Source organism: Epilithonimonas arachidiradicis, from assembly GCF_003610695.1.
GTDB classification, from domain to species: Bacteria; Bacteroidota; Bacteroidia; order Flavobacteriales; family Weeksellaceae; genus Epilithonimonas; species Epilithonimonas arachidiradicis.
Window position 1 is genome coordinate 238,768 of the sequence record NZ_RAQH01000001.1, and the last position, 19,230, is coordinate 257,997.

At 36.4% G+C, this 19,230-nt stretch carries 21 protein-coding genes; 7 read left to right on the top strand and 14 right to left on the bottom strand.

Annotated elements, in window-relative coordinates:
* The first annotated feature begins 3 nt into the window (after positions 1-3).
* On the top strand, positions 4-486 hold the full coding sequence (gene rnhA, locus BXY58_RS01160; protein WP_120211972.1) for a ribonuclease HI: 483 nt from the start codon (positions 4-6) through the stop codon (positions 484-486).
* On the opposite strand, the gene BXY58_RS01165 is transcribed toward rnhA, so the two are convergent.
* The 3 genes from BXY58_RS01165 to BXY58_RS01175 form a co-directional block, all read right to left on the bottom strand.
* A complete protein-coding gene (locus tag BXY58_RS01165) occupies positions 483-2,015 on the bottom strand; it encodes a YifB family Mg chelatase-like AAA ATPase (protein WP_120211973.1) in 1,533 nt (510 codons plus the stop codon). The two genes, rnhA and BXY58_RS01165, sit on opposite strands and share 4 nt — an antisense overlap.
* A gap of 84 nt (positions 2,016-2,099) precedes the next feature.
* Entirely contained in the window at positions 2,100-3,179 is a 1,080-nt protein-coding gene (locus BXY58_RS01170; protein WP_229728373.1) for a mannose-1-phosphate guanylyltransferase, read from the bottom strand.
* Positions 3,169-3,771: a SprT-like domain-containing protein gene (locus BXY58_RS01175; RefSeq protein WP_120211974.1), complete on the bottom strand. Its 603-nt coding sequence runs from the start codon at positions 3,769-3,771 to the stop codon at positions 3,169-3,171. The genes BXY58_RS01170 and BXY58_RS01175 overlap by 11 nt, the downstream gene beginning before the upstream one ends.
* A gap of 108 nt (positions 3,772-3,879) precedes the next feature.
* Here BXY58_RS01175 and BXY58_RS01180 point away from each other — a divergent pair, with 108 nt between their 5' ends.
* Both BXY58_RS01180 and BXY58_RS01185 read left to right on the top strand, forming a co-directional pair.
* Entirely contained in the window at positions 3,880-5,577 is a 1,698-nt protein-coding gene (locus BXY58_RS01180) for a tetratricopeptide repeat-containing sensor histidine kinase (RefSeq protein WP_147366783.1), read from the top strand.
* Between the two features lie 20 nt (positions 5,578-5,597).
* Positions 5,598-6,263, top strand: a complete 666-nt coding sequence (locus tag BXY58_RS01185; protein WP_120211976.1) for a response regulator — start codon at positions 5,598-5,600, stop codon at positions 6,261-6,263.
* A 145-nt stretch (positions 6,264-6,408) separates the two neighbouring features.
* Here BXY58_RS01185 and BXY58_RS01190 read toward each other — a convergent pair whose 3' ends face one another.
* The 6 genes from BXY58_RS01190 to BXY58_RS01215 form a co-directional block, all read right to left on the bottom strand.
* Positions 6,409-6,858, bottom strand: a complete 450-nt coding sequence (locus tag BXY58_RS01190) for a GNAT family N-acetyltransferase (RefSeq protein ID WP_120211977.1) — start codon at positions 6,856-6,858, stop codon at positions 6,409-6,411.
* Positions 6,851-7,474 (bottom strand): ribosome biogenesis GTP-binding protein YihA/YsxC, encoded by a 624-nt coding sequence (gene yihA / locus BXY58_RS01195; RefSeq protein ID WP_120211978.1) that lies wholly within the window; start codon positions 7,472-7,474, stop codon positions 6,851-6,853. The genes BXY58_RS01190 and yihA overlap by 8 nt, the downstream gene beginning before the upstream one ends.
* A 94-nt stretch (positions 7,475-7,568) precedes the next feature.
* Positions 7,569-8,330 carry an alpha/beta fold hydrolase gene (locus BXY58_RS01200; protein ID WP_120211979.1) on the bottom strand — a complete coding sequence of 254 codons (762 nt, stop codon included), beginning with the start codon at positions 8,328-8,330 and terminating at the stop codon, positions 7,569-7,571.
* An 82-nt stretch (positions 8,331-8,412) separates the two neighbouring features.
* Complete coding sequence (locus tag BXY58_RS01205) at positions 8,413-8,805, bottom strand: hypothetical protein (protein ID WP_120211980.1); 393 nt, start codon at positions 8,803-8,805, stop codon at positions 8,413-8,415.
* Complete coding sequence (locus BXY58_RS01210) at positions 8,802-9,092, bottom strand: hypothetical protein (RefSeq protein ID WP_120211981.1); 291 nt, start codon at positions 9,090-9,092, stop codon at positions 8,802-8,804. The genes BXY58_RS01205 and BXY58_RS01210 overlap by 4 nt, the downstream gene beginning before the upstream one ends.
* A 3-nt stretch (positions 9,093-9,095) precedes the next feature.
* The gene (locus BXY58_RS01215; protein ID WP_120211982.1) at positions 9,096-10,496 is read right to left on the bottom strand and encodes a nucleoside recognition domain-containing protein; all 1,401 of its coding nucleotides are present in this window, start codon (positions 10,494-10,496) and stop codon (positions 9,096-9,098) included.
* A 571-nt stretch (positions 10,497-11,067) separates the two neighbouring features.
* On the opposite strand from BXY58_RS01215, the gene BXY58_RS01220 reads away from it, so the two are divergent.
* The 4 genes from BXY58_RS01220 (at position 11,068) to BXY58_RS01235 (ending at position 14,864) form a co-directional block, all read left to right on the top strand.
* Complete coding sequence (locus tag BXY58_RS01220) at positions 11,068-12,096, top strand: methionine ABC transporter ATP-binding protein (RefSeq protein WP_120211983.1); 1,029 nt, start codon at positions 11,068-11,070, stop codon at positions 12,094-12,096.
* On the top strand, positions 12,086-12,739 hold the full coding sequence (gene metI, locus BXY58_RS01225) for a methionine ABC transporter permease MetI (protein ID WP_120211984.1): 654 nt from the start codon (positions 12,086-12,088) through the stop codon (positions 12,737-12,739). The genes BXY58_RS01220 and metI overlap by 11 nt, the downstream gene beginning before the upstream one ends.
* A gap of 13 nt (positions 12,740-12,752) precedes the next feature.
* Complete coding sequence (gene metQ, locus BXY58_RS01230) at positions 12,753-13,553, top strand: methionine ABC transporter substrate-binding lipoprotein MetQ (RefSeq protein WP_120211985.1); 801 nt, start codon at positions 12,753-12,755, stop codon at positions 13,551-13,553.
* Positions 13,554-13,799: 246 nt separating this feature from the next.
* Positions 13,800-14,864: a T9SS type A sorting domain-containing protein gene (locus BXY58_RS01235; RefSeq protein ID WP_120211986.1), complete on the top strand. Its 1,065-nt coding sequence runs from the start codon at positions 13,800-13,802 to the stop codon at positions 14,862-14,864.
* A 46-nt stretch (positions 14,865-14,910) separates the two neighbouring features.
* Here BXY58_RS01235 and BXY58_RS01240 read toward each other — a convergent pair whose 3' ends face one another.
* The 5 genes from BXY58_RS01240 to BXY58_RS17025 form a co-directional block, all read right to left on the bottom strand.
* Entirely contained in the window at positions 14,911-15,420 is a 510-nt protein-coding gene (locus tag BXY58_RS01240) for a DUF6973 domain-containing protein (protein ID WP_120211987.1), read from the bottom strand.
* A gap of 52 nt (positions 15,421-15,472) precedes the next feature.
* The gene (accD, locus tag BXY58_RS01245; RefSeq protein ID WP_120211988.1) at positions 15,473-16,330 is read right to left on the bottom strand and encodes an acetyl-CoA carboxylase, carboxyltransferase subunit beta; all 858 of its coding nucleotides are present in this window, start codon (positions 16,328-16,330) and stop codon (positions 15,473-15,475) included.
* Positions 16,331-16,417: 87 nt separating this feature from the next.
* Entirely contained in the window at positions 16,418-17,485 is a 1,068-nt protein-coding gene (gene fbaA / locus BXY58_RS01250) for a class II fructose-bisphosphate aldolase (protein ID WP_120211989.1), read from the bottom strand.
* A gap of 106 nt (positions 17,486-17,591) precedes the next feature.
* The gene (locus BXY58_RS17020; RefSeq protein WP_185140452.1) at positions 17,592-18,464 is read right to left on the bottom strand and encodes an NAD kinase; all 873 of its coding nucleotides are present in this window, start codon (positions 18,462-18,464) and stop codon (positions 17,592-17,594) included.
* A gap of 3 nt (positions 18,465-18,467) precedes the next feature.
* Positions 18,468-19,121 carry a CBS domain-containing protein gene (locus BXY58_RS17025; RefSeq protein WP_185140453.1) on the bottom strand — a complete coding sequence of 218 codons (654 nt, stop codon included), beginning with the start codon at positions 19,119-19,121 and terminating at the stop codon, positions 18,468-18,470.
* Positions 19,122-19,230: the final 109 nt, after the last annotated feature.

Below are 19,230 nucleotides of genomic sequence, written 5' to 3' on the forward strand. Positions count from 1 at the left end.
GTTTTGAGTTTCAAAATCGAAATCTTTACTGACGGTGCTTGTAGCGGAAATCCCGGACCAGGCGGTTATGGGATCCTGATGCGTGTGCCCGGAAAAAAATACCAGAAGACCTTTTCCAAAGGCTTCCGAAAAACCACCAATAACCGTATGGAACTGATGGCTGTTATTGTCGCTCTCAAACAATTGAAAACGAATGACAATGATGTTCACATTTTCACTGACAGCAAATATGTTGCGGATGCGATTAATCAGAAATGGATTTTAGGGTGGATCAAACGCAGTTGGAAAAATGTGAAAAACCCTGATCTCTGGAAAGAATTTTATCAATTATATCAACTTCATCAACCTAAATTCCATTGGATCAAAGGTCACGCCGGTCATCCTGAAAATGAGCTTTGTGATCAATTAGCTGTAGCTGCTTCTAAATCCGGAAACTTAGAAATCGATACTTTTTTCGAGAATCAGAATGAAGGCGGATTGTTCTAAGCATTCCAAAAATCCCGATCCAAACTCCTGTACTGTATCGCTTCAGAAATGTGATCACCTTGAATATTCTCAGAATTTTCAAGATCTGCAATTGTTCTTGCCACTTTTAGAATCCTGTCGTAGGCTCTTGCGGAGAGATTAAGTTTGAGCATTGCTGCTTTTATCAATAATTGACAATATTCGTCCAGCTCACAATACTTTTCAATTTCCTTTGGTCCCATTTGAGCATTGTAACTGATGTCAAGATCGTCGTATCTTTTGGTTTGTATATTCCTTGCATTCACTACTCTTTCACGGATCTTGACACTGCTTTCTCCTTTTCGTTTTTCGGCCAGCTGTTCATATTCTACTTTAGAAACTTCGATATGAATATCAATTCTATCCAAAAGCGGCCCTGACAACTTGTTCATATAACGCTGCATCTCAAAGGCTGAAGATGTATTATTGGGATCATCCGGAAAATAGCCACTAGGGCTTGGATTCATACTTGCAACAAGCATAAAGCTCGCAGGATATTCGATAGTAAACTTTGCTCTGGAAATGGTTACAACGCGATCCTCCAAAGGTTGTCTCATTACTTCAAGAACTGTTCTTTTAAATTCGGGCATTTCATCTAAAAATAAAACACCATTATGAGCTAAAGAAATCTCGCCAGGCTGGGGATAACTTCCGCCTCCAACAAGTGCAACATCCGAAATCGTATGGTGTGGAGAACGAAACGGCCTAATCGTCATCAAGGATGTTTCTGCTCCCATTTTCCCTGCAACCGAATGTATTTTTGTTGTTTCCAAAGCCTCTTTAAGGCTTAAAGGCGGAAGAATACTTGGGAGACGTTTAGCAATCATAGTCTTTCCGCTGCCGGGAGATCCTATCAGAATAATATTATGTCCACCCGCAGCTGCCACTTCCATTGCTCGCTTGGCTGCTTCCTGGCCTTTCACTTCATCAAAATCAAAAGGAAAATGGTCTATCTTATCCTGGAACTCTTTTCTGGTGTCTATTTCAAACTTTTCTAAAGGCAAATCTTCATTAAAGAAATCAATAACCTGTTTGATATTCTCGACACCATAAACATCAAGATTATTAACAATAGCCGCTTCTCTTGCATTTTGTTTCGGGAGAATAATCCCTTTGAATCCAACTTCCCTTGCCTTGATTGAAATTGGTAAAACCCCTTTTATTGGCTGAAGTCCGCCATCGAGAGATAATTCTCCCATGATAATGTAATCTCCTAAACTTTCCGCTTTGATCAAATCTGACGCGGCTAAAATCCCCAAAGCAATACTCATATCATAGGCTGAACCTTCTTTCCTCAGATCTGCCGGAGCCATATTGATTGTAATTTTCTTTCCCGGAATTTTGAATCCGGAATTCTTAAGCGCAGCAGATATTCTGTAGCTGCTTTCTTTGATGGCATTATCCGGCAGACCAACTAAGTGGTAACCTACGCCTTGATCTACATTGACTTCTATGGTAATGATTTGTGCTGAAACGCCGTGGATGGCTGCACCGGAAACTTTAACTAACATTTGTGTTTTATTTAATCCTAAAATTAAAAAACTCTTTGATAATTACCAAAGAGTTCTATTATTTTTAAAATTATAAATCCGGATTTACATAAATCGTTCTCCTTTTTTTAAGTTTTTCAGATCCAAAACATAATCTTTTATCAACTGATCATTTTCTCTTGGGCAGATCAAGAGTGCTTTTTCTGTATCTACAATGATATAATTTTTTAATCCGTCAATCACTGCAGCTTTGTTTTGATTCTTGATTCTGATGACATTACCTTTCGAGTTGTAAGTCAACACATTTTTGGAACTTATAGCGTTGTTCTCATCATTTTTATCAGCATTGGTGTAAACAGAAGTCCAGGTTCCAAGATCACTCCATCCCAGATTAGAAGGAATGACATAGACATTATTGGCTTTTTCGAGAATCCCGTTATCTATTGATATTTTGCTTACTGTAGGATAAATCAGATCAATATAATCATCTTCTGATTCCGTATTATATTCACATCCATTAAACTGATTTGACATCTCTGGCAAATATTTTTTAAATGCCGATAAAATGCTTTTTGCACTCCAAATAAAAATTCCTGCATTCCAAAGAAAGTCACCAGACTCAAGGAAACTTTTTGCTATTTCGAGGTCAGGCTTCTCTGTAAATGTTTTTACTTTAGAGAAATTTTCATTTTTTTCCTGAATGAATTGAATGTAACCATAACCCGTGTCAGGCCTTGTTGGAGTAATTCCTAATGTAATCAGATAATCGTTTTTCGATACCAAATCAAACGCCAACTCTACTTTCTCAAGAAAAGTTTTTTCTTTTAAAATTAAATGATCTGCCGGCATTACAATAATCTTGGCATTCGGATTTACATTTTCAATCTTTTTAGCCATATAGATATTACAAGCGGAAGTATTTTTCATTGCAGGTTCTCCCACAATATTACTTGCCGGAACATCTGGTAATTGCTGCTGTGTCAATTCTACATATTCCTGATTTGTAATGACATAGATATTCTCTGTAGGAATCAGCTGATTGATCCGGTCAAAAGTCTGCTGAATCATCGTTCTTCCCGTTCCTAATATATCGTGAAATTGCTTTGGAAATTTTTTGGTACTCATCGGCCAGAAGCGGCTTCCGATTCCTCCAGCCATTATGACGCAATAATTATTATTCTTCATCTAATGTTAATTTTTCAACCTTTGCCAACGGACGAAAGAGGTATTTTTTCGAATTATTCAAATTGATACAAAGATATAACTTTTTCTTTTTTTCAAGGATTTCATATTTATCTCCTTTATAATGAAAATTATCTTTAACCGACAAATCTTCAACAAAAATAAACCGATCTTCCGGATCTTCGATATGGAAATATCTGACCAGTTCCGGACTCGCCATAAAGTTGGCTTTGGGATTTTTGGAAAATCTTTTAATAATCGGTTTCAAATCATCCGTATAAATGTCAATACTTTCCAACAGCATTTCTTTGAAAGTATCCTTCCATTCCTTTCCGTGTGCGCTGATTCTAAAATTAAAATTCTCAAATGCAATGAGATGCGCCAGCTCGTGTGTCAATACAAAAAAGAATAACTGTTTATCTAATGTTGAGTTGACCGTGATCTGATGAGATTTATCCGGAAGTTTCCGGTAATCTCCCAGTTTGCTATTTCTGTTTTTGGTAATTTTTATGTGTATAAAATAGTCCGCAAACCATTTTTTAAGAAAAGGAAGCGTGTTTTCCGGGAGATATTGTTCAAGAACGTTGATCGACATGACTTCAAATCAAATGAATAACAAAAATAGACAATATGAACGATTATTGATCCTGTTATATTCTTATTTATCTTCAATTTTTAGTAAATTTCGGATAAATTGTAAAATTTGCAAAAATCAATTTTTTGTTTTCTGATGTTGCTTTTGCTCTCTTGTTCCGAGAAAGAAAGTCAGTCAGGAATCACTTCTAAAAAACGTTCTAATCCTTTCTACGAAAAGGCTTTTGTCTTGATGGATAACAACCAGATGGACAGCGCTTTTTTTTATCTGAACAAAGGGAAAGACCTTTTTCTAAAAAGAAACGACAGTTTCGGGGTTGGGAAGAGTTATGTTAATATGGCTTTTATCCAGGAAAGTATCGGTGATAATTTTGGGTGTATAGAAACGAGTCTGATTGCATCTCAATATTTTAAAGAAAAAGACACAGCACATCACGGTTTTATTTTTTCGAATTATAATAATTTGGGAATTGCTTCCAGCAGTTTGAAAAACTACAAAGACGCTGAACAGTTCTATAAAAAGGCAAAGCCTTTTGCGAAAGATCCTATTGATAAAATGATGCTGCAAAATAACCTGGCTATCCTTTTTCACAATCAGAAAAAATATGACAGCGCCGTTTTTATTTATAATAAGCTGATTAATAGCGTTGGTCCCAAAAGCGATTATTACCCAAAGCTTCTACTCAATTATTCGAGATCAAGATGGTTTGGAGACCAAAATTATAATCCTGTTAAGAATTATATCACTGCAGAAAAATTAAGTCAAAACATTGATGACGACTGGACAAAAGATGCAGCTTATGCTTATTTGTCGGCTTATTATCTCAATAAAAGACCCGACTCTTCAAAATTGTATGCGAAGAAAATGCTGACTTTGGCAAAGAAATTAAAATATCCTGTTGATGAACTGGAGGCTTTGCAAAACCTGATTAAATTGTCTGATGGAACAGAAGCTCAGCAATATTTTGATTCTTACTCCAAAACACAGGATAGTCTGATAAACAGTCAAAATAAAGCTAAAAATCAATTTGCCCTGATCCGTTATGAAAGTGAAAAAGCCAAAACAGAAAATCTGTTGCTGCAAAAAGAACATGCGAGGCACGAGTATCAGGTTAAGGTTCAGAATCTGGTGATTGGACTCTTGGTTTTCGTTTTCATTGTTATCGTCATTATTACTTACAACTGGGTCAAAAAAAGACGTGAAAGACTGGTACTGGAAGCCAATAACAAACTCCAGGAACAACGGCTTGATTTTTCAAAAAGAGTGCACGATGTTGTAGCTAACGGAATCTATGAAGTGATGATAACCATAGAAAATCAAAAAGATTTGCCTAAAGAAAAAATTCTGGACAAACTAGAACTGATGTACGAAAAGTCGAGAGATTTGTCTTATGACAGTTCATCCCGACAGGAATTTAATGAAAAAATATTGACGCTGGCAGGTTCATTCGATAATGATAATACCAGGATCATCATCATCGGGAATGATCCTGATTTTTGGGAAAGTCTGGCTCCATCTTTTAGAGAAGAATTGTTCCAGGTTATCAGAGAGCTGCTTGTAAATATGAAAAAGCACAGCTTTGCAACTCAGGTTATCTTGAGGTTCAGCCGGGAAAATGATTTGTTCCAGATTTTCTATTCTGATAATGGTGTCGGATTATCTGAAGATTTTGTAGAAAAAAACGGATTCAGGAATATGAAGACCCGATTGGAAGATATTGGTGCGAAAATGAAAATTGAAGACAGCAATATCGGATTGAAAGTCTCAATAAATATTACAAAGCTGGAATCAAATAAAAGCAATTAATCGTAAAAAGAATTTCAGATATGTTCAGTAAAATTTTGATCGCAGAAGATCACGAAAGCAGTAATTTTTCTGTCCAAAGGGTGTTGGAGGAATTGAAAATTCCAGATGTTGATTACGTCTATTATTGCGATGATGCTTTGGCGTTTGTGAAAAAAGCTCTGGAGAATGAATTGTGTTACGAAGTATTAATCACCGATTTATCTTTTGAAGAAGACCATCATACACAGTTGATAAAAAACGGACGCGAACTGATAAAATGTTGTCGTGATATTTGTCCAGAACTTAAGGTCATCGTGTTCTCGGGAGAGCATAGAGTTGGTGTCATCGATTTGTTGTTCAAAGAGCTTAATATCAATGCTTACGTCAAAAAAGCACGTTCCGATTCCAGTGAATTGAAAAAAGCAATCGAAGCTGTTTACAATGGAAACACCTATATATCTCACGATCTTAAGCTGCCAATAAAAAGCGCTAACACTCTAGAATTTAGCAACTTTGACATTACTCTGCTTAAATTATTATCGGATGGCATTTTACAAAAAAATATACCTAAGAAGCTACTGGAACAGAACATCTACCCCAACAGCTTAAGCAGCGTAGAAAAAAGAATCAATATGATGAAATTATCTTTAGCCGCAAAAAACACTGAAGAACTCATTGCTTTCGGTAAAGACATTGGAATAATTTGATGTTAAATTTTGAATTTTACGGTTTTCCCGTAAATAAATGTGCTTTTATGTATCTAACTTTGCCTCAGATTAATAACCGTAAAAACACAAATCAAGAATAAATGCAATTTTCAAAAGAGTCTGAAGGTTCTACTTCAGACTCTTTTTATGCTCTAAACATCTCGGTATGAGGGATGTTATCTTCTAAATATTTTTTTCCAGTGTCTTGAAATCCAAAACCGGAATAGAATCTCAACAGATAATCCTGAGCAGAGATCCTGACTTCTGAGGTTCCCAAACGGTTCTCGATAATCTCTACGGCATATTGGATCAGTTGTTTTCCCAGGCCCGTTCCTCTTCCATTTTCTGTTGTGATCACTCTGCCAATAGAGGTTTCGGGATATTTGATTCCTTTGTCAAAGATTCTGCAATAAGCTAAAACTTCACCATTTTTTTCTGCCCAAAGATGAATCGCTTTTTGATCATAGCCGTCCAAATCAGGATACGGACAATTCTGTTCCACAACAAATACATCGACTCTCGCTTTGATCACCGCATAGAGCTCATCAACTGTGAACTCCGGAAAAGTCTTGATTTTCCAAACAATATCATTCATCAAATTTCACTTTGTTTTTTTCCAAAAAGTCATTGGTTTTCTGGATATAATTCAGGATCAAATCGCCACCTTCCTTTTTCTCTGCAGAAGTGATGTACAAATCCGGCAGTTCTTCCCAAGACTGCAGCAATTCATTTTTGTAGACCTCAACATTTTTCTCAGCAGCGCCAGATCTTAGTTTATCGGCTTTTGTAAATACAATGGAAAACGGAACACCACTCTCGCCGCACCATTGCATAAATTCCAAATCAATTTTCTGAGGATTGTGGCGGATATCTACTAACACAAAAAGATTCACAAGGTTTCTCCTGTTAAGAATATAATTGGTAATCAATTTTTCAAAATCCTTTCTCAGACTTTTGGAAACCTTGGCGTAACCGTAACCCGGCAAATCCGTAAGGTACCAACTTTCATTAACCAAAAAATGATTGATAAGTTGTGTTTTTCCTGGTATTTGCGAAGTTTTTGCAAGATCTTTGTGATTCATCATCGCATTGATGAGAGAAGACTTCCCAACATTGGAACGTCCGATAAATGCATATTCCGGGATCTTCGGTTCCGGGCATTCCTGCCATTTTTGACTGCTTTTTACAAATTCTGCGGTTTTGATCTGCATATTTTCATAATTTAAAAACCATCAAGAATCAAATTTATTTAAAATTAAAAAATTCAAATTCTTAATGGTCTGAAAAGTTTTTATTGATTTCTGACTACATTACTTTTTGCAGCCAGGCGTATAGAATCTCATTGAACTCATCCGGCTTTTCCATCATTGCTGCGTGACCGCATTTGTCGATCCAGTGCAATTCGGAATTTGGGATGAATTTGTGCATATCTTCGGCTACTTCCGGCGGCGTTACATTATCCTGTTTCCCCCAGATGATGCAGGTTGGACAAGTGATTTTAGGAAGGTCATTCAGCATATTATGTTTGATGGCGCTTCTTGCCAACATTACGGTTTTGATGCCTTTCATTCTGTCATTCACAACTGCAAAAACCTCATCTACCAATTCGTCAGTTGCCACAATCGGGTCATAAAAAACATCCTGGGTTTTCTTCTTGATATAATCTTTATCGCTTTTTCTTGGAAAGCTGTCTCCAAAAGTTCTTTCATACAAACCAGAACTGCCTGTCAAAACAAGGTTTCTCACCAGTTCCGGGCGAGTTGTTGTCAGAATCAATCCGATATGACCACCCATAGAATTTCCGACAATTGTCACCGGTTTCCCGATAACATCTGTAATGAATTTGGCGACGAATTTTGAAATGGACGTTAAATTGGTATTCAGAATCGGCAAATCGTAAATAGGCAATTGGGGCACAAAAACCTGATAACCCTTGTCCGAGAAAAAATTAATCATTTTATCGAAGTTGCTTAAGCCTCCCATCAACCCGTGTAAAAGCACCATTGGATGACCTTGGCCTGCTTCTACATAGGTATATTTTGTATCTTTCTTAGTTTTAAAAATCATAATGCTCACTCGATAACGCGCAAAAATACAAATAAAAGAATAATTTTTTTATTTTAATCCTACTGAAATAGTCAAAATTAATTTATTTTAACACTGATGTCAATTCAGTAATACGGTTTATGACAGGCATTGCGAAAATTCCGCTGATCTGCAGATATAATTCGTAGAATGTTTTGGCTTTATCCGCAAAATCCAATTTTCTTTCCGTCCTGTAATGGAACATAAAAAGATTGCCCAGCATCTCGTAATAATCTGCGTGATCTTTAGTTTCTCTTTCTTTCACGATTTCGATAATCTCTTCCTTTGGCTTTGAAGCCATAACTTCGAAATTGATCTTGAAAATATCTTTCATCAAAGAATCAAAATCCAGTTCTTTTTGCATCAGACTTTCTTCCGGTTTTCCGAGAAGTAGTTTTTCTAAAGCTTGGGTTAATTGACGAATTAATCTTAATGTAAAGTCTTTATCTTGAATCATTCTTTAATTTTATTTTCTTCTTTATCAAGTTCTGGACTTGCAGAAGTTCTAGATACAAAATGAATTGTCCCTTGTTTTGATTTGTAAATTTTGTTGGCAAATTTAATTCCAACTAATATTCCAATAATGACAAGCAATAGTGATATTATAGTAGCAAAAATTGAATCAAACGAAAAATGAACAATCGCTGCTAATACTAAACTAATTAAGAATGGCGAAAGAAAAATCTGCACCCAACCAACAAGTTCCGCCGATTCTTCGAAGATATTTCTTTTTTGGTTTTTCATTAGTTACCCAAAAAATAAATACGCCAAAATTACCGAAACCGTTACGCCAACTAAGTCAGCCAATAACATCGAGCCAACAGTATATCTTGTATTTTTAATTCCAACAGCACCAAAATAAACAGCTATAACGTAAAAGGTAGTATCAGAACTTCCTTGGAGAATCGCGGATAATTTCCCCGGAAAGCTGTCTGCTCCAAAGGTTTTCATCGTGTCCACCATCATTCCGCGGGCTCCAGAACCTGATAATGGTTTTATCAAAGCTGTTGGTAAACCGTCCACGAATCTGGTGTCGAGGTGTGATGCGCTGGCAATCCATTTCATTCCGTCGATAATGACATCAAAAACGCCACTTGTTCTGAGTAATGAAATCGCAATTAACATCCCAACTAAATACGGAATAATCTTCACACAAACCGTAAATCCTTCTTTTGCGCCATCGATAAACGCATCGAAAATGTTGATTTTTTTGTAAACTGCGCCAAGAACAATAGCAAAGAAAATCAATAGGATAATTCCGTTGCTCATTACTTTGCTGAAAGAATCTAATTCTTCCTTATTCAATTGAACCAGATAGATTACCAACAAAGCTATAATTGCCGAAATCCCGCCAACATAAGCCAAAACTATTGGCTGGAATAGATTAATTCTTTGTCTGATAGAAACGATTGTCATCGCTGCGAGAGTCGCACAAAAAGTCGCAATCATACAGGGCAAGAAAATATCCGTCGGGGTTTCCGAACCCATTGATGAACGGATCGCAATAATAGATACCGGAATCAAAGTCAATCCGCTGGCGTGGAGACAGAGAAACATAATCTGTGCGTTGCTTGCTTTATCTTTATCAGGATTCAAAGTTTGGAGACTTTCCATGGCTTTGAGTCCGAAAGGTGTAGCCGCATTATCAAGACCGAGAAGATTGGCACTGAAATTCAGCATCATATGCCCGAATGAAGGATGGTTTTTTGGAATCTCAGGAAATAGTTTTGAGAAAAATGGCTGAATCAATCGGCTTAGGAAATTGATTCCGCCTGCTTTTTCAGCGATACTCATAAAGCCCATAAACAAAGCCATAATTCCAATGAGCTTCAGGCAAATATTAACTGCTGTTTCGCTGGTTCCGATGACACCGTCGGTTTCCTGAATGCGGTAGATTCTCACATCAGGCGACTCATTGGCCTGGTAATGAATGTGGTTTTGTTCAAACTCGAGATTATCCATCAATGGTTTTCTAATCTCCAGAGGAAGTTTGACCAACGGCTTGTAGCCAATGTGAATCGTGTCTCCACCTTTTCCCACAACCATATCATTAAAAATCTGACTGTAATTTTCTGAACTGAAATACTTAATCGAGGCAACCGCAATTGCAATGATGATGAAGGCGGACCAAATCCTGCTTAGAACCATTCTTGGAAATTAATTTCAGTAAATGTAAGAAAAAAAGGAAATCAATTGGAGAAGTTAGATTCTAGACATTAGAATTATTGAATGCAAAAAACACAATATTGTCATTCACCAGGAATCTAAATAATGCTTATCACACTTTGTTGTGATTCCTACTGAATGACAAACTTTATATTAAAAACTACGTTAAAATGGAACAACGAATCTGCAGCCCGACTTGAGCGGAAATCCTTTTTTGCTGATTCTTAATTTCTAAATTATTTGAAAATTTCTGCAAAAAAGATTGGGAGCCCTTCGACAAACTCAGGATAAACTACAGGCGGATTAAGCTGCCCAAATCAAAACAGTAAAAACTGACATTTGTCATTTAATTTAAATTATACTTGTCTAGTATGAATTGAATTTTTAGTTTTGCAAAGGCTTTTTTTAAAACACTATTATGTCAGGAAAAATGTTTTGTTGCTACGATTTAACTTTTCGAATATATATGAAGAAGTAATAATAGTGTGTTTATTTTGAAAACCTTTCATACTTCTATGTGAAAGGTTTTTTATTTTTTAATTAATGAATCAAAATGATTGAACTGCTGAACGTCTCCAAACGTTTTATAACTAAAAATAAAACCGTCCAAGCCTTGTCCAATGTTTCCCTGTCTGTTGAAAAGGGGGAAATATTCGGTGTGATTGGAACTTCCGGAGCGGGAAAAAGTACGTTGATTCGCTGCGTGAATCTTCTGGAAAAACCTAACGAAGGAAAAGTGATTGTCGATAATGTAGAATTGACAAAATTATCCGAAGCTCAATTGACTTTGGAACGCAGAAAGATTGCGATGATTTTTCAGCATTTTAATTTGTTGTCATCTCGAAATGTTTTTGATAATGTGGCTTTTCCATTGGAACTAGAAGGAAAATCTAAATCTCAAATCAAAGAAAAAGTGGATTCGCTTTTGGAGTTGGTTGGACTGAAGGACAAAGCAAAAGATTATCCGGCAAATCTTTCCGGCGGACAAAAACAGAGAGTTGCGATTGCGAGAGCTTTGGCCAACGACCCGAAAGTTTTGTTGTGTGACGAAGCGACCAGCGCATTGGATCCTGCAACTACGAAATCAATTCTGCAACTTCTGAAATCCATTAATCAAAATCTAAATCTTACGATTCTTCTCATCACGCACGAGATGGAAGTGATCAAAAGTATTTGTGATAAAGTGGCTGTGATTGACAATGGCGAATTGGCGGAACAAGGAAAAGTGGAACAAATTTTCATCCATCCTGAAAAAGAAATCACGAAAGGTTTTATCCAAGCTTCTCTGAATGTCGAATTGCCATTGATTTATCAAAATTCTATCAGCAATATTGACAGCGAGAATAACAATCCGTTGGTTAAAATTTTAGTCGGAGGCAATGATGAACAAAGTTCTGTTATTATTAATCTGTTTGAAAAATTTCAGGTTAAAGCTAAGATTATCAGCGCACAACTGGAGTATGTTGGCCATTTGAACTTTGGCATTTTGATTCTGGAGTTGCAGGGAAAAAACATTAACGAAGCTTTGGCTTATTTGGAAAATGAATATACAAACACAGAAATTTTAGGTTATGTCGGATAGTATTATCAATTTGTTATTTCAAGGGACAATTGAGACAATTATAATGACCTTGGTTTCAGGATTTTTCGGATTTGTTTTAGGATTGCCGACGGGAATTTTTCTTTTTCTCACAAGAAAAGGCCAATTATTGGAAAATAAGATATCACACCAAATCGTATCTATTATAGTCAATATTTTCCGTTCGATTCCTTTTATCATTCTCATTGTCTGGATGATACCTTTCACAAGAACCATTGTAGGAACATCGATTGGCGTTGCAGCGGCGTTGGTTCCGTTGAGTGTAGGTTCCGCACCATTCATTGCAAGGTTAGTAGAAAACAGCCTGTTGGAAATTCCTTCAGGCTTGATAGAAGCAGCGAGAGCAATGGGTGCAAAACCGTTTCAAATCATCCGAAAAGTCCTTTTACCAGAAGCTTTGCCTTCATTAATCAATAATGTGAGTATTACATTAATTACACTAGTTGGATATTCTGCAATGGGCGGTGCAGTTGGTGCCGGCGGATTGGGACAAGTTGGTTATCAGTACGGTTATATCGGATATGATTTTGCAGTAATGAATTCTGTTCTAATATTATTAATCGTACTGGTTTTCATTATTCAGCTTTCCGGAGACTTTCTTTCAAAAAAATTCAATCATAGATAAAAATTTAAAAAAAATGAAGACAAAAATATTGGCTTTAGCATTAGCTATTATTACATTATCAGCCTGCAGCAAAAAAGAATCAAACCCTAATGTTCTGAAAGTGGGAATCGCAACCGGGCCAGAACAAAACATTGCCGAAGCTGCTAAAAAAGTAGCGAAAGAAAAATACGGCTTGGATGTGGAATTGGTTACCTTTAATGACTATGTCGTTCCGAATGAAGCTCTGAACCAAGGTGATGTTGATGTGAACGCTTTTCAGCATTTACCTTATCTTGAAGAGCAATCCAGACAACGTGGTTATAAATTAGCAGTTGTGGGAAAAACTTTTGTTTACCCGATTGTAGCTTATTCAAAAAAAATAAAATCAGTTTCCGAATTGCAACCCGGACAAACTATTGTGATTCCTAATGACCCGACCAATGGCGGACGTTCATTATTGTTGTTGCAAAAACAAGGTATTCTGAAATTGAAAGATGGCGTTGGATTGTTGCCTAAAGTAACTGACATTATCGCTAATCCGAAAAACCTGAAAATCCTGGAATTGGAAGCACCTCAGATTCCAAGGGTTTTGGAAGACAAAGAAGTAGCTTTGGCAATTATCAATAATAATTTTGCGGCTCAAGCTGGTCTTGACCTTGAAAAAGAAGGATTATTCAAAGAAGATAAAGATTCGCCTTACGCTAATCTTATCGTTGCAAGAGAAGATAATAAGAATGATGAAAAAGTGAAAAAATTCGTACAAGCATACCAATCTCCGGAAGTAGAATCTGCGGCACAACAAACCTTCAAAGGAGGTGCTGTGAAAGCGTGGTAAAACTTCTATTCTATATCTAATTTTTAAGTTGGCGGTTCTCACGAATCGTCAATTTTTATTTATAATTCAACAAATAATAATTATGATTTTAAAATTATTATTAATGAAAGTTAGTCTTGATTAAACTCAATCCACTTATACAAAACAAATTATGTGGTGTTTTACATAATGTCTTATTATGACATAAATCATTTTATTATTTTTATTAATTCTAAATAAATACATTTGTTGGAAAAATTTAATTATATGATTAATAAATATCTTAGTTTAGGTCTGTTTGCAGCCTTTTTTAATGTACAAGCTCAAAACTGTACACCACAAACTGCAGGCGGGAACATTGGTGATAATGGTTGTGTAAGTTTGACTTACCAAAACCAAACTGTTTTTTACAAAACCGTAAGAGCAGCTGATGGAAACGAGTGGCTACAACAAAATCTTGGAAGTTCCAATGTTGCTACAAGTATCGCTGACGAAGGTGCGCGTGGCGATTATTTCCAATACGGACGTTGGGATGATGGTCATCAATTAAAAACGTCTCAGACGACAGAAACTTATCCAACACCAAACAATCCTTTTGGTTTAGGAGCTGGAACAAATCTTTTCTATATCGGAGGTGGAACACCTTGGTCTTCTAACTACACAGGTTGGTTTGCCAATCCTGAACAAAATGATAATTGGACCGCAAAAAATCTTTCTGAAGTGACCGAACACAATGGAATGGATCCATGCAAAGCAATTGGAGACAATTGGGAAATGCCATCTGAAGCGGATTGGGATCTTGTAATGACAAAAGAAAACATTTTCCCAAAACCTGCAGGAGCTACTACCGGAGGAATGCAGAGAGGTTTTGAGAGTAATCTTAAGATTGCAGGAGCTGGCGCCCGTAAAGATGCTGGCTGGGCTTTTGAAGGACAACGTGCTTACCTTTGGACAAGGTCGGCTAGTGCAAACCCTAATTTTTACCGTTATGCTTACTTAGGAACTTCATCTCTTAGCACAACTGGTTTTGGTGGTGATGCGAAAAGCTTTGGTTACTCTGTAAGATGTGTAAATAAAACGAATAACTCTCTGACCGTAAATGATTATGCTAAAGCTGATTTCAGTTTTGGACCAAATCCGGCTGATAAATTCATCAAGGTGAATACAGAAAATGCTTTGAAATCTGTTGAAATCCTTTCTGTAACAGGACAAAAAGTACTGGAAACTAAAGACAATATAGTAGATGTTTCCAGCTTAACGAAAGGAAATTATTTCATCAAAATAACTTTCGAAAACGGAAAAACGACAACGAAGAAATTTATCAAGAAGTAATATCACTTCAAATTTTAAGGAAAAAGACGCTCGATTGAGCGTCTTTTTATTCCAGATATATCAAAACATCTTTATCAACTTCTTCGTCTATAGATTTTATTAAAACGCCATTCTTAGTTCTTTCCTGCAATTCCTTAATAAAAAAACTACTTTCAAAAAACTGGCGATGAACACCCGGAATCAGACTCATAAAATAATCCATCCCGACTCTGTTATTATGAAGGTCCATTTTGGTTTCTAATGGTTCATTCGGAAACAATTCTTCGTGCATATTGGTGAGTTTTTCACACCATTCCAATGATTTTCTTGGCGAAGACACTTTGCAGAAGTACATCATAATCAAACAACACCAATAAGAATGTCGAAATGCGTTTCCTTCACCATTATTAGAATTGGTTTCAGGATACAATTCTTTCGCTTTCGCAAAGGCTTTAAAGCTCGCATAAGTATATAAAATGGCGAACAAAGGATGCATCAATCCAATAGAAAAAACTTTCAAAAGTTTTCCAAAGGTCAATGACTTTAATGTTCTGAAAAATATGCCTATAAATCTCATCAATAAAAAACTCTCCCAAATTTGAGAGAGTGCATTTTGTATTTAAATTTAATTAATGATACTCGTGTACCAATAATTTTACGATTCTTGAAATCGACTCTTTGATTTCTGTCCTTTTCACGATGAAATCAACAAATCCTTTTTCCTGCAAGAATTCTGAAGTCTGGAAACCTTCCGGCAAATCTTTACCAATGGTTTCACGGATCACTCTAGGTCCCGCAAAGCCGATCAAAGCACCCGGTTCAGCAATAATCACATCAGCCGTCATTGCAAATGAAGCTGTAATTCCACCAAAAGTAGGGTCGGTCAAGTAAGCAATGTAAGGTAAGCCAGCATCAGAAAGCTGAACCAACTTAGCCTGAACTTTCGCCAATTGCATTAATGAATAAGCTGCTTCCTGCATTCTCGCGCCACCAGACTGGCAGATAATCATATAAGGCAACTTATGTTTGATACAATAATCGATGGCTCTTCTGATTTTTTCTCCCATTACTGAGCCCAAAGAACCTCCGATAAAAGCAAAATCCATACAAGAAACTACCATTTCTACTCCGTTTATTTTTCCGGTTGCATTTCTAATAGAGTCTGTCAGTTTTGTTTTTGATTTCACTTCTTTCAGGCGGTCTGTGTAAGACTTTGTATCCTTAAATTTAAGAATATCAACACTTTCCACATCCGCATCCAATTCCTTGAATTTATGATCGTCAAAAAGCATATCGAAATATTCTCTACTTCCGATTCTTACGTGGAAACCATCTTCCGGAGACACAAAATTATTAGCTTTTAGTTCTTCAGCTTCTATGATTTTTCCCGTCGGTGTTTTATGCCAAAGTCCTTTCGGAACATCTTTTTTGTCCTCTGTAGAAGTTGTAATGTTTTGGGTTTTTCTTTTAAACCAATCAAATGCCATTGATATAATTTTAGATTTTAGATTTTAGATTATAAAAATTAAGCATCGATGACATTTAAAATTTATAATCTAAAATTTATAATTTAATTAAAGTGTATTGATATTGTTCAGGTCTTCAAAAGCCTGCGTCAATCTCTTGATATACGTTTCCTCTCCTTTTCTTACCCAAACTCTTGGGTCATAGAATTTTTTGTTCGGAGCATCTGCGCCAGTTGGATTTCCAATTTGATGTCTCAGATATTCAATCTGTTCTGTCATATAATCTCTGATTCCTTCTGTGTAACCGAATTGCAAATCTGTATCGATGTTCATTTTCACAACACCGTAACTGATAGCTTCTCTGATCTCTTCTAAAGTAGAACCGGAACCTCCGTGGAATACAAAATTCACAGGCTTGTCTCCCGTTCCGAATTTCTCCTGAACAAATTTTTGAGAATTGTCAAGGATTTTCGGAGTCAATTTTACGTTTCCTGGTTTGTAAACACCGTGTACGTTTCCAAAAGCTGCTGCAATGGTAAAATTGTCAGATACTTTCTTAAGGATTTCGTAAGCATATGCTACCTCTTCTGGCTGAGTATACAATTTTGAGCTGTCAACATCAGAGTTATCAACACCATCTTCTTCACCTCCAGTTACGCCTAATTCGATTTCAAGCGTCATTCCCATTTTGTTCATTCTCTCGAAATATTTTGCAGAAACCTCCAGGTTTTCTTCAATTGGCTCTTCTGAGAAATCCAACATATGAGAAGAGTAAAGCGGCTTTCCGTTTTGCTTGTAAAATTCTTCACTCGCATCCAAAAGTCCATCTACCCAAGGCAACAATTTCTTAGCGCAGTGGTCTGTGTGAAGGATAACAGTCGCTCCGTAAGCTTCTGCTAAAGTGTGGATATGTTTTGCACCAGCAACAGCACCGAGAACTGCAGCTCTCTGCCCGTCGTTATTAAGGCCTTTTCCTGCGTTGAACGCAGAACCACCATTGGAAAATTGGATGATAACAGGCGCATTCAGTTTTGCAGCAGTTTCCAAAGTTGCATTGATATTACTAGAACCAATCACATTAGCTGCCGGAAGTGCAAATTGCTTCTCTTTGGCATAATCAAATATCTCTGTTACTAAAGAACCAGTGGCAACTCCTGCCGGAAATTTTCTGCTCATTTTTATTATATTTTTTTAAGATTTTTTGGACTGTAAACTTACGAAATTATTAACAATTCAAATTTCATTTTTACAGATCCTATGTTATAGATAATAATTTTTGTTTTTAGTTCCGCTTATCATTTCCCCAAAGCAGTTTTTGACGAATCGTTTCGTAGAAACTGAAATTTTTTGGTTTAATGAGAAACAGAGAAAATTCAGCTTTCTCAATTATAACTTCGCTCCCAACATCCATATGATAAAGTCTCGAATCCAAAGCCAATGTATATTGCGGGACACGGCTTTTGACCGTCAATTTTATCTTAGAATCGTCTTTTACAATGAGAGGACGGACATTCAGATTATGAGGTGCTATAGGCGAAATTGCAAAATTGTCATTACTCGGAGAAATAATCGGCCCTCCACAGCTTAATGAATATGCGGTGGAACCTGTAGGCGTGGAGATAATCAATCCATCGCCCCAGAAAACGTTCAGGAATTCATCATTAATATAAGATTCCACAGTAATCATTGATGTTGTTTCTTTTCTGGAAAGGCTGACATCATTCAAAGCAAATGGAAAATCAATCTGAGAATTATCATCCGTTGTAATTTTAATTACCGAACGTTCGCTGATATTATAATTTTTATCGAGAATAATAGAATCCAACTCATCGAAAATCTGGTCCTTTCGGAAATTTGCCAAAAATCCTAATCGCCCTGTATTGACTCCAATAATCGGAATCTCAAGGTCTTGTATGAATGTTAAAGCATTAAGGATTGTTCCATCGCCTCCAAAACTAAAAACGATATTGACATTCTTATTCTTAAGCTCTTCCTTGCCGGAAAATGTTTCGAATTCTTTGGAAAAATTCAGATTTTCTGCCATCTCGGCGTGAAGAACGACAGATACTTCTCTTAGCGCCAATTCTGAAATGAATCGGTTGAGATACAAAAATGTATCAAGATCTTTCTTTTGGGAATAGATGGCTGCTTTCATAATTTAAATCTCCAAAAATTTCTGGAAAAACCCAAAACGGTCCTTCAAGAGTTCTTCTTTCTCATCATCATAATGTTTGTGAACCACAACATAGCCATATCTCTCAAAAGTTTCATCTATAGAACTAAGATTTTCGTTGCTGATCTTAAGCGTAATTTCTATACTGTCTTCTTTGATAGCGTTGATAAAAACACCGTAGATCTTAGCATTATTACTTTCGACAATCTGCGCAATCTCTGTCATAGAATAATGCAAACCCGTTGTCTGAATCGTCAAAATCGCTCCATTTTCGGAAAACAAAGGGTATTTGGAAAACTCATTGAAGATATCGTCACAGGAGATGTAACCCAGATATTTTTCTTCTTTGGAAATTACAGGAACCACATTCGCATTGAAGGTATGGAAAAGCTTGATGCTGTCCAGCAAACTGCTGTCTTCCATAATTGCAAAACGCTCGTAATGGATGTTAAGCGAATCCAGATTGCCTTCCGGACTGTCTTCCAAAAACGGCTGGCTTAATCCACCAAGAAAAATACCCTTGCTCACAATGAAAACGTGGGAATATCCAAATTCCTTAGCAACCTCAGAAGCTTCTTCTATTGAGTCTCTGACGCCGAAAGCCGGATAGTCTTTGGAAATGTAATCTTTGATAAACATTATGCTAATTTACAAAAATTACTTAGCCACAAAAGATTTTAAAAATTTTTATGTTTTTTTACGCCAACTATTGCTTTGTATAAAAATAAAAATATATCTTTGTCGCCTT

Coding starts and splice junctions, on each gene's coding strand:
- BXY58_RS01200 (WP_120211979.1), bottom strand. CDS start 8,330: ATGATTTTTAAAACTAAGAAAGATACAAAATATACCTATGTAGAAGCA.
- BXY58_RS17020 (WP_185140452.1), bottom strand. CDS start 18,464: ATGAAAGCAGCCATCTATTCCCAAAAGAAAGATCTTGATACATTTTTG.
- BXY58_RS17025 (WP_185140453.1), bottom strand. CDS start 19,121: ATGTTTATCAAAGATTACATTTCCAAAGACTATCCGGCTTTCGGCGTC.
- metI (WP_120211984.1), top strand. CDS start 12,086: ATGTCGGATAGTATTATCAATTTGTTATTTCAAGGGACAATTGAGACA.
- fbaA (WP_120211989.1), bottom strand. CDS start 17,485: ATGAGCAGAAAATTTCCGGCAGGAGTTGCCACTGGTTCTTTAGTAACA.
- BXY58_RS01240 (WP_120211987.1), bottom strand. CDS start 15,420: ATGAGATTTATAGGCATATTTTTCAGAACATTAAAGTCATTGACCTTT.
- BXY58_RS01205 (WP_120211980.1), bottom strand. CDS start 8,805: ATGATTCAAGATAAAGACTTTACATTAAGATTAATTCGTCAATTAACC.
- yihA (WP_120211978.1), bottom strand. CDS start 7,474: ATGCAGATCAAAACCGCAGAATTTGTAAAAAGCAGTCAAAAATGGCAG.
- BXY58_RS01220 (WP_120211983.1), top strand. CDS start 11,068: ATGATTGAACTGCTGAACGTCTCCAAACGTTTTATAACTAAAAATAAA.
- BXY58_RS01215 (WP_120211982.1), bottom strand. CDS start 10,496: ATGGTTCTAAGCAGGATTTGGTCCGCCTTCATCATCATTGCAATTGCG.
- BXY58_RS01210 (WP_120211981.1), bottom strand. CDS start 9,092: ATGAAAAACCAAAAAAGAAATATCTTCGAAGAATCGGCGGAACTTGTT.
- BXY58_RS01190 (WP_120211977.1), bottom strand. CDS start 6,858: ATGAATGATATTGTTTGGAAAATCAAGACTTTTCCGGAGTTCACAGTT.
- BXY58_RS01235 (WP_120211986.1), top strand. CDS start 13,800: ATGATTAATAAATATCTTAGTTTAGGTCTGTTTGCAGCCTTTTTTAAT.
- BXY58_RS01165 (WP_120211973.1), bottom strand. CDS start 2,015: ATGTTAGTTAAAGTTTCCGGTGCAGCCATCCACGGCGTTTCAGCACAA.
- metQ (WP_120211985.1), top strand. CDS start 12,753: ATGAAGACAAAAATATTGGCTTTAGCATTAGCTATTATTACATTATCA.
- BXY58_RS01170 (WP_229728373.1), bottom strand. CDS start 3,179: ATGAAGAATAATAATTATTGCGTCATAATGGCTGGAGGAATCGGAAGC.
- BXY58_RS01175 (WP_120211974.1), bottom strand. CDS start 3,771: ATGTCGATCAACGTTCTTGAACAATATCTCCCGGAAAACACGCTTCCT.
- BXY58_RS01185 (WP_120211976.1), top strand. CDS start 5,598: ATGTTCAGTAAAATTTTGATCGCAGAAGATCACGAAAGCAGTAATTTT.
- accD (WP_120211988.1), bottom strand. CDS start 16,330: ATGGCATTTGATTGGTTTAAAAGAAAAACCCAAAACATTACAACTTCT.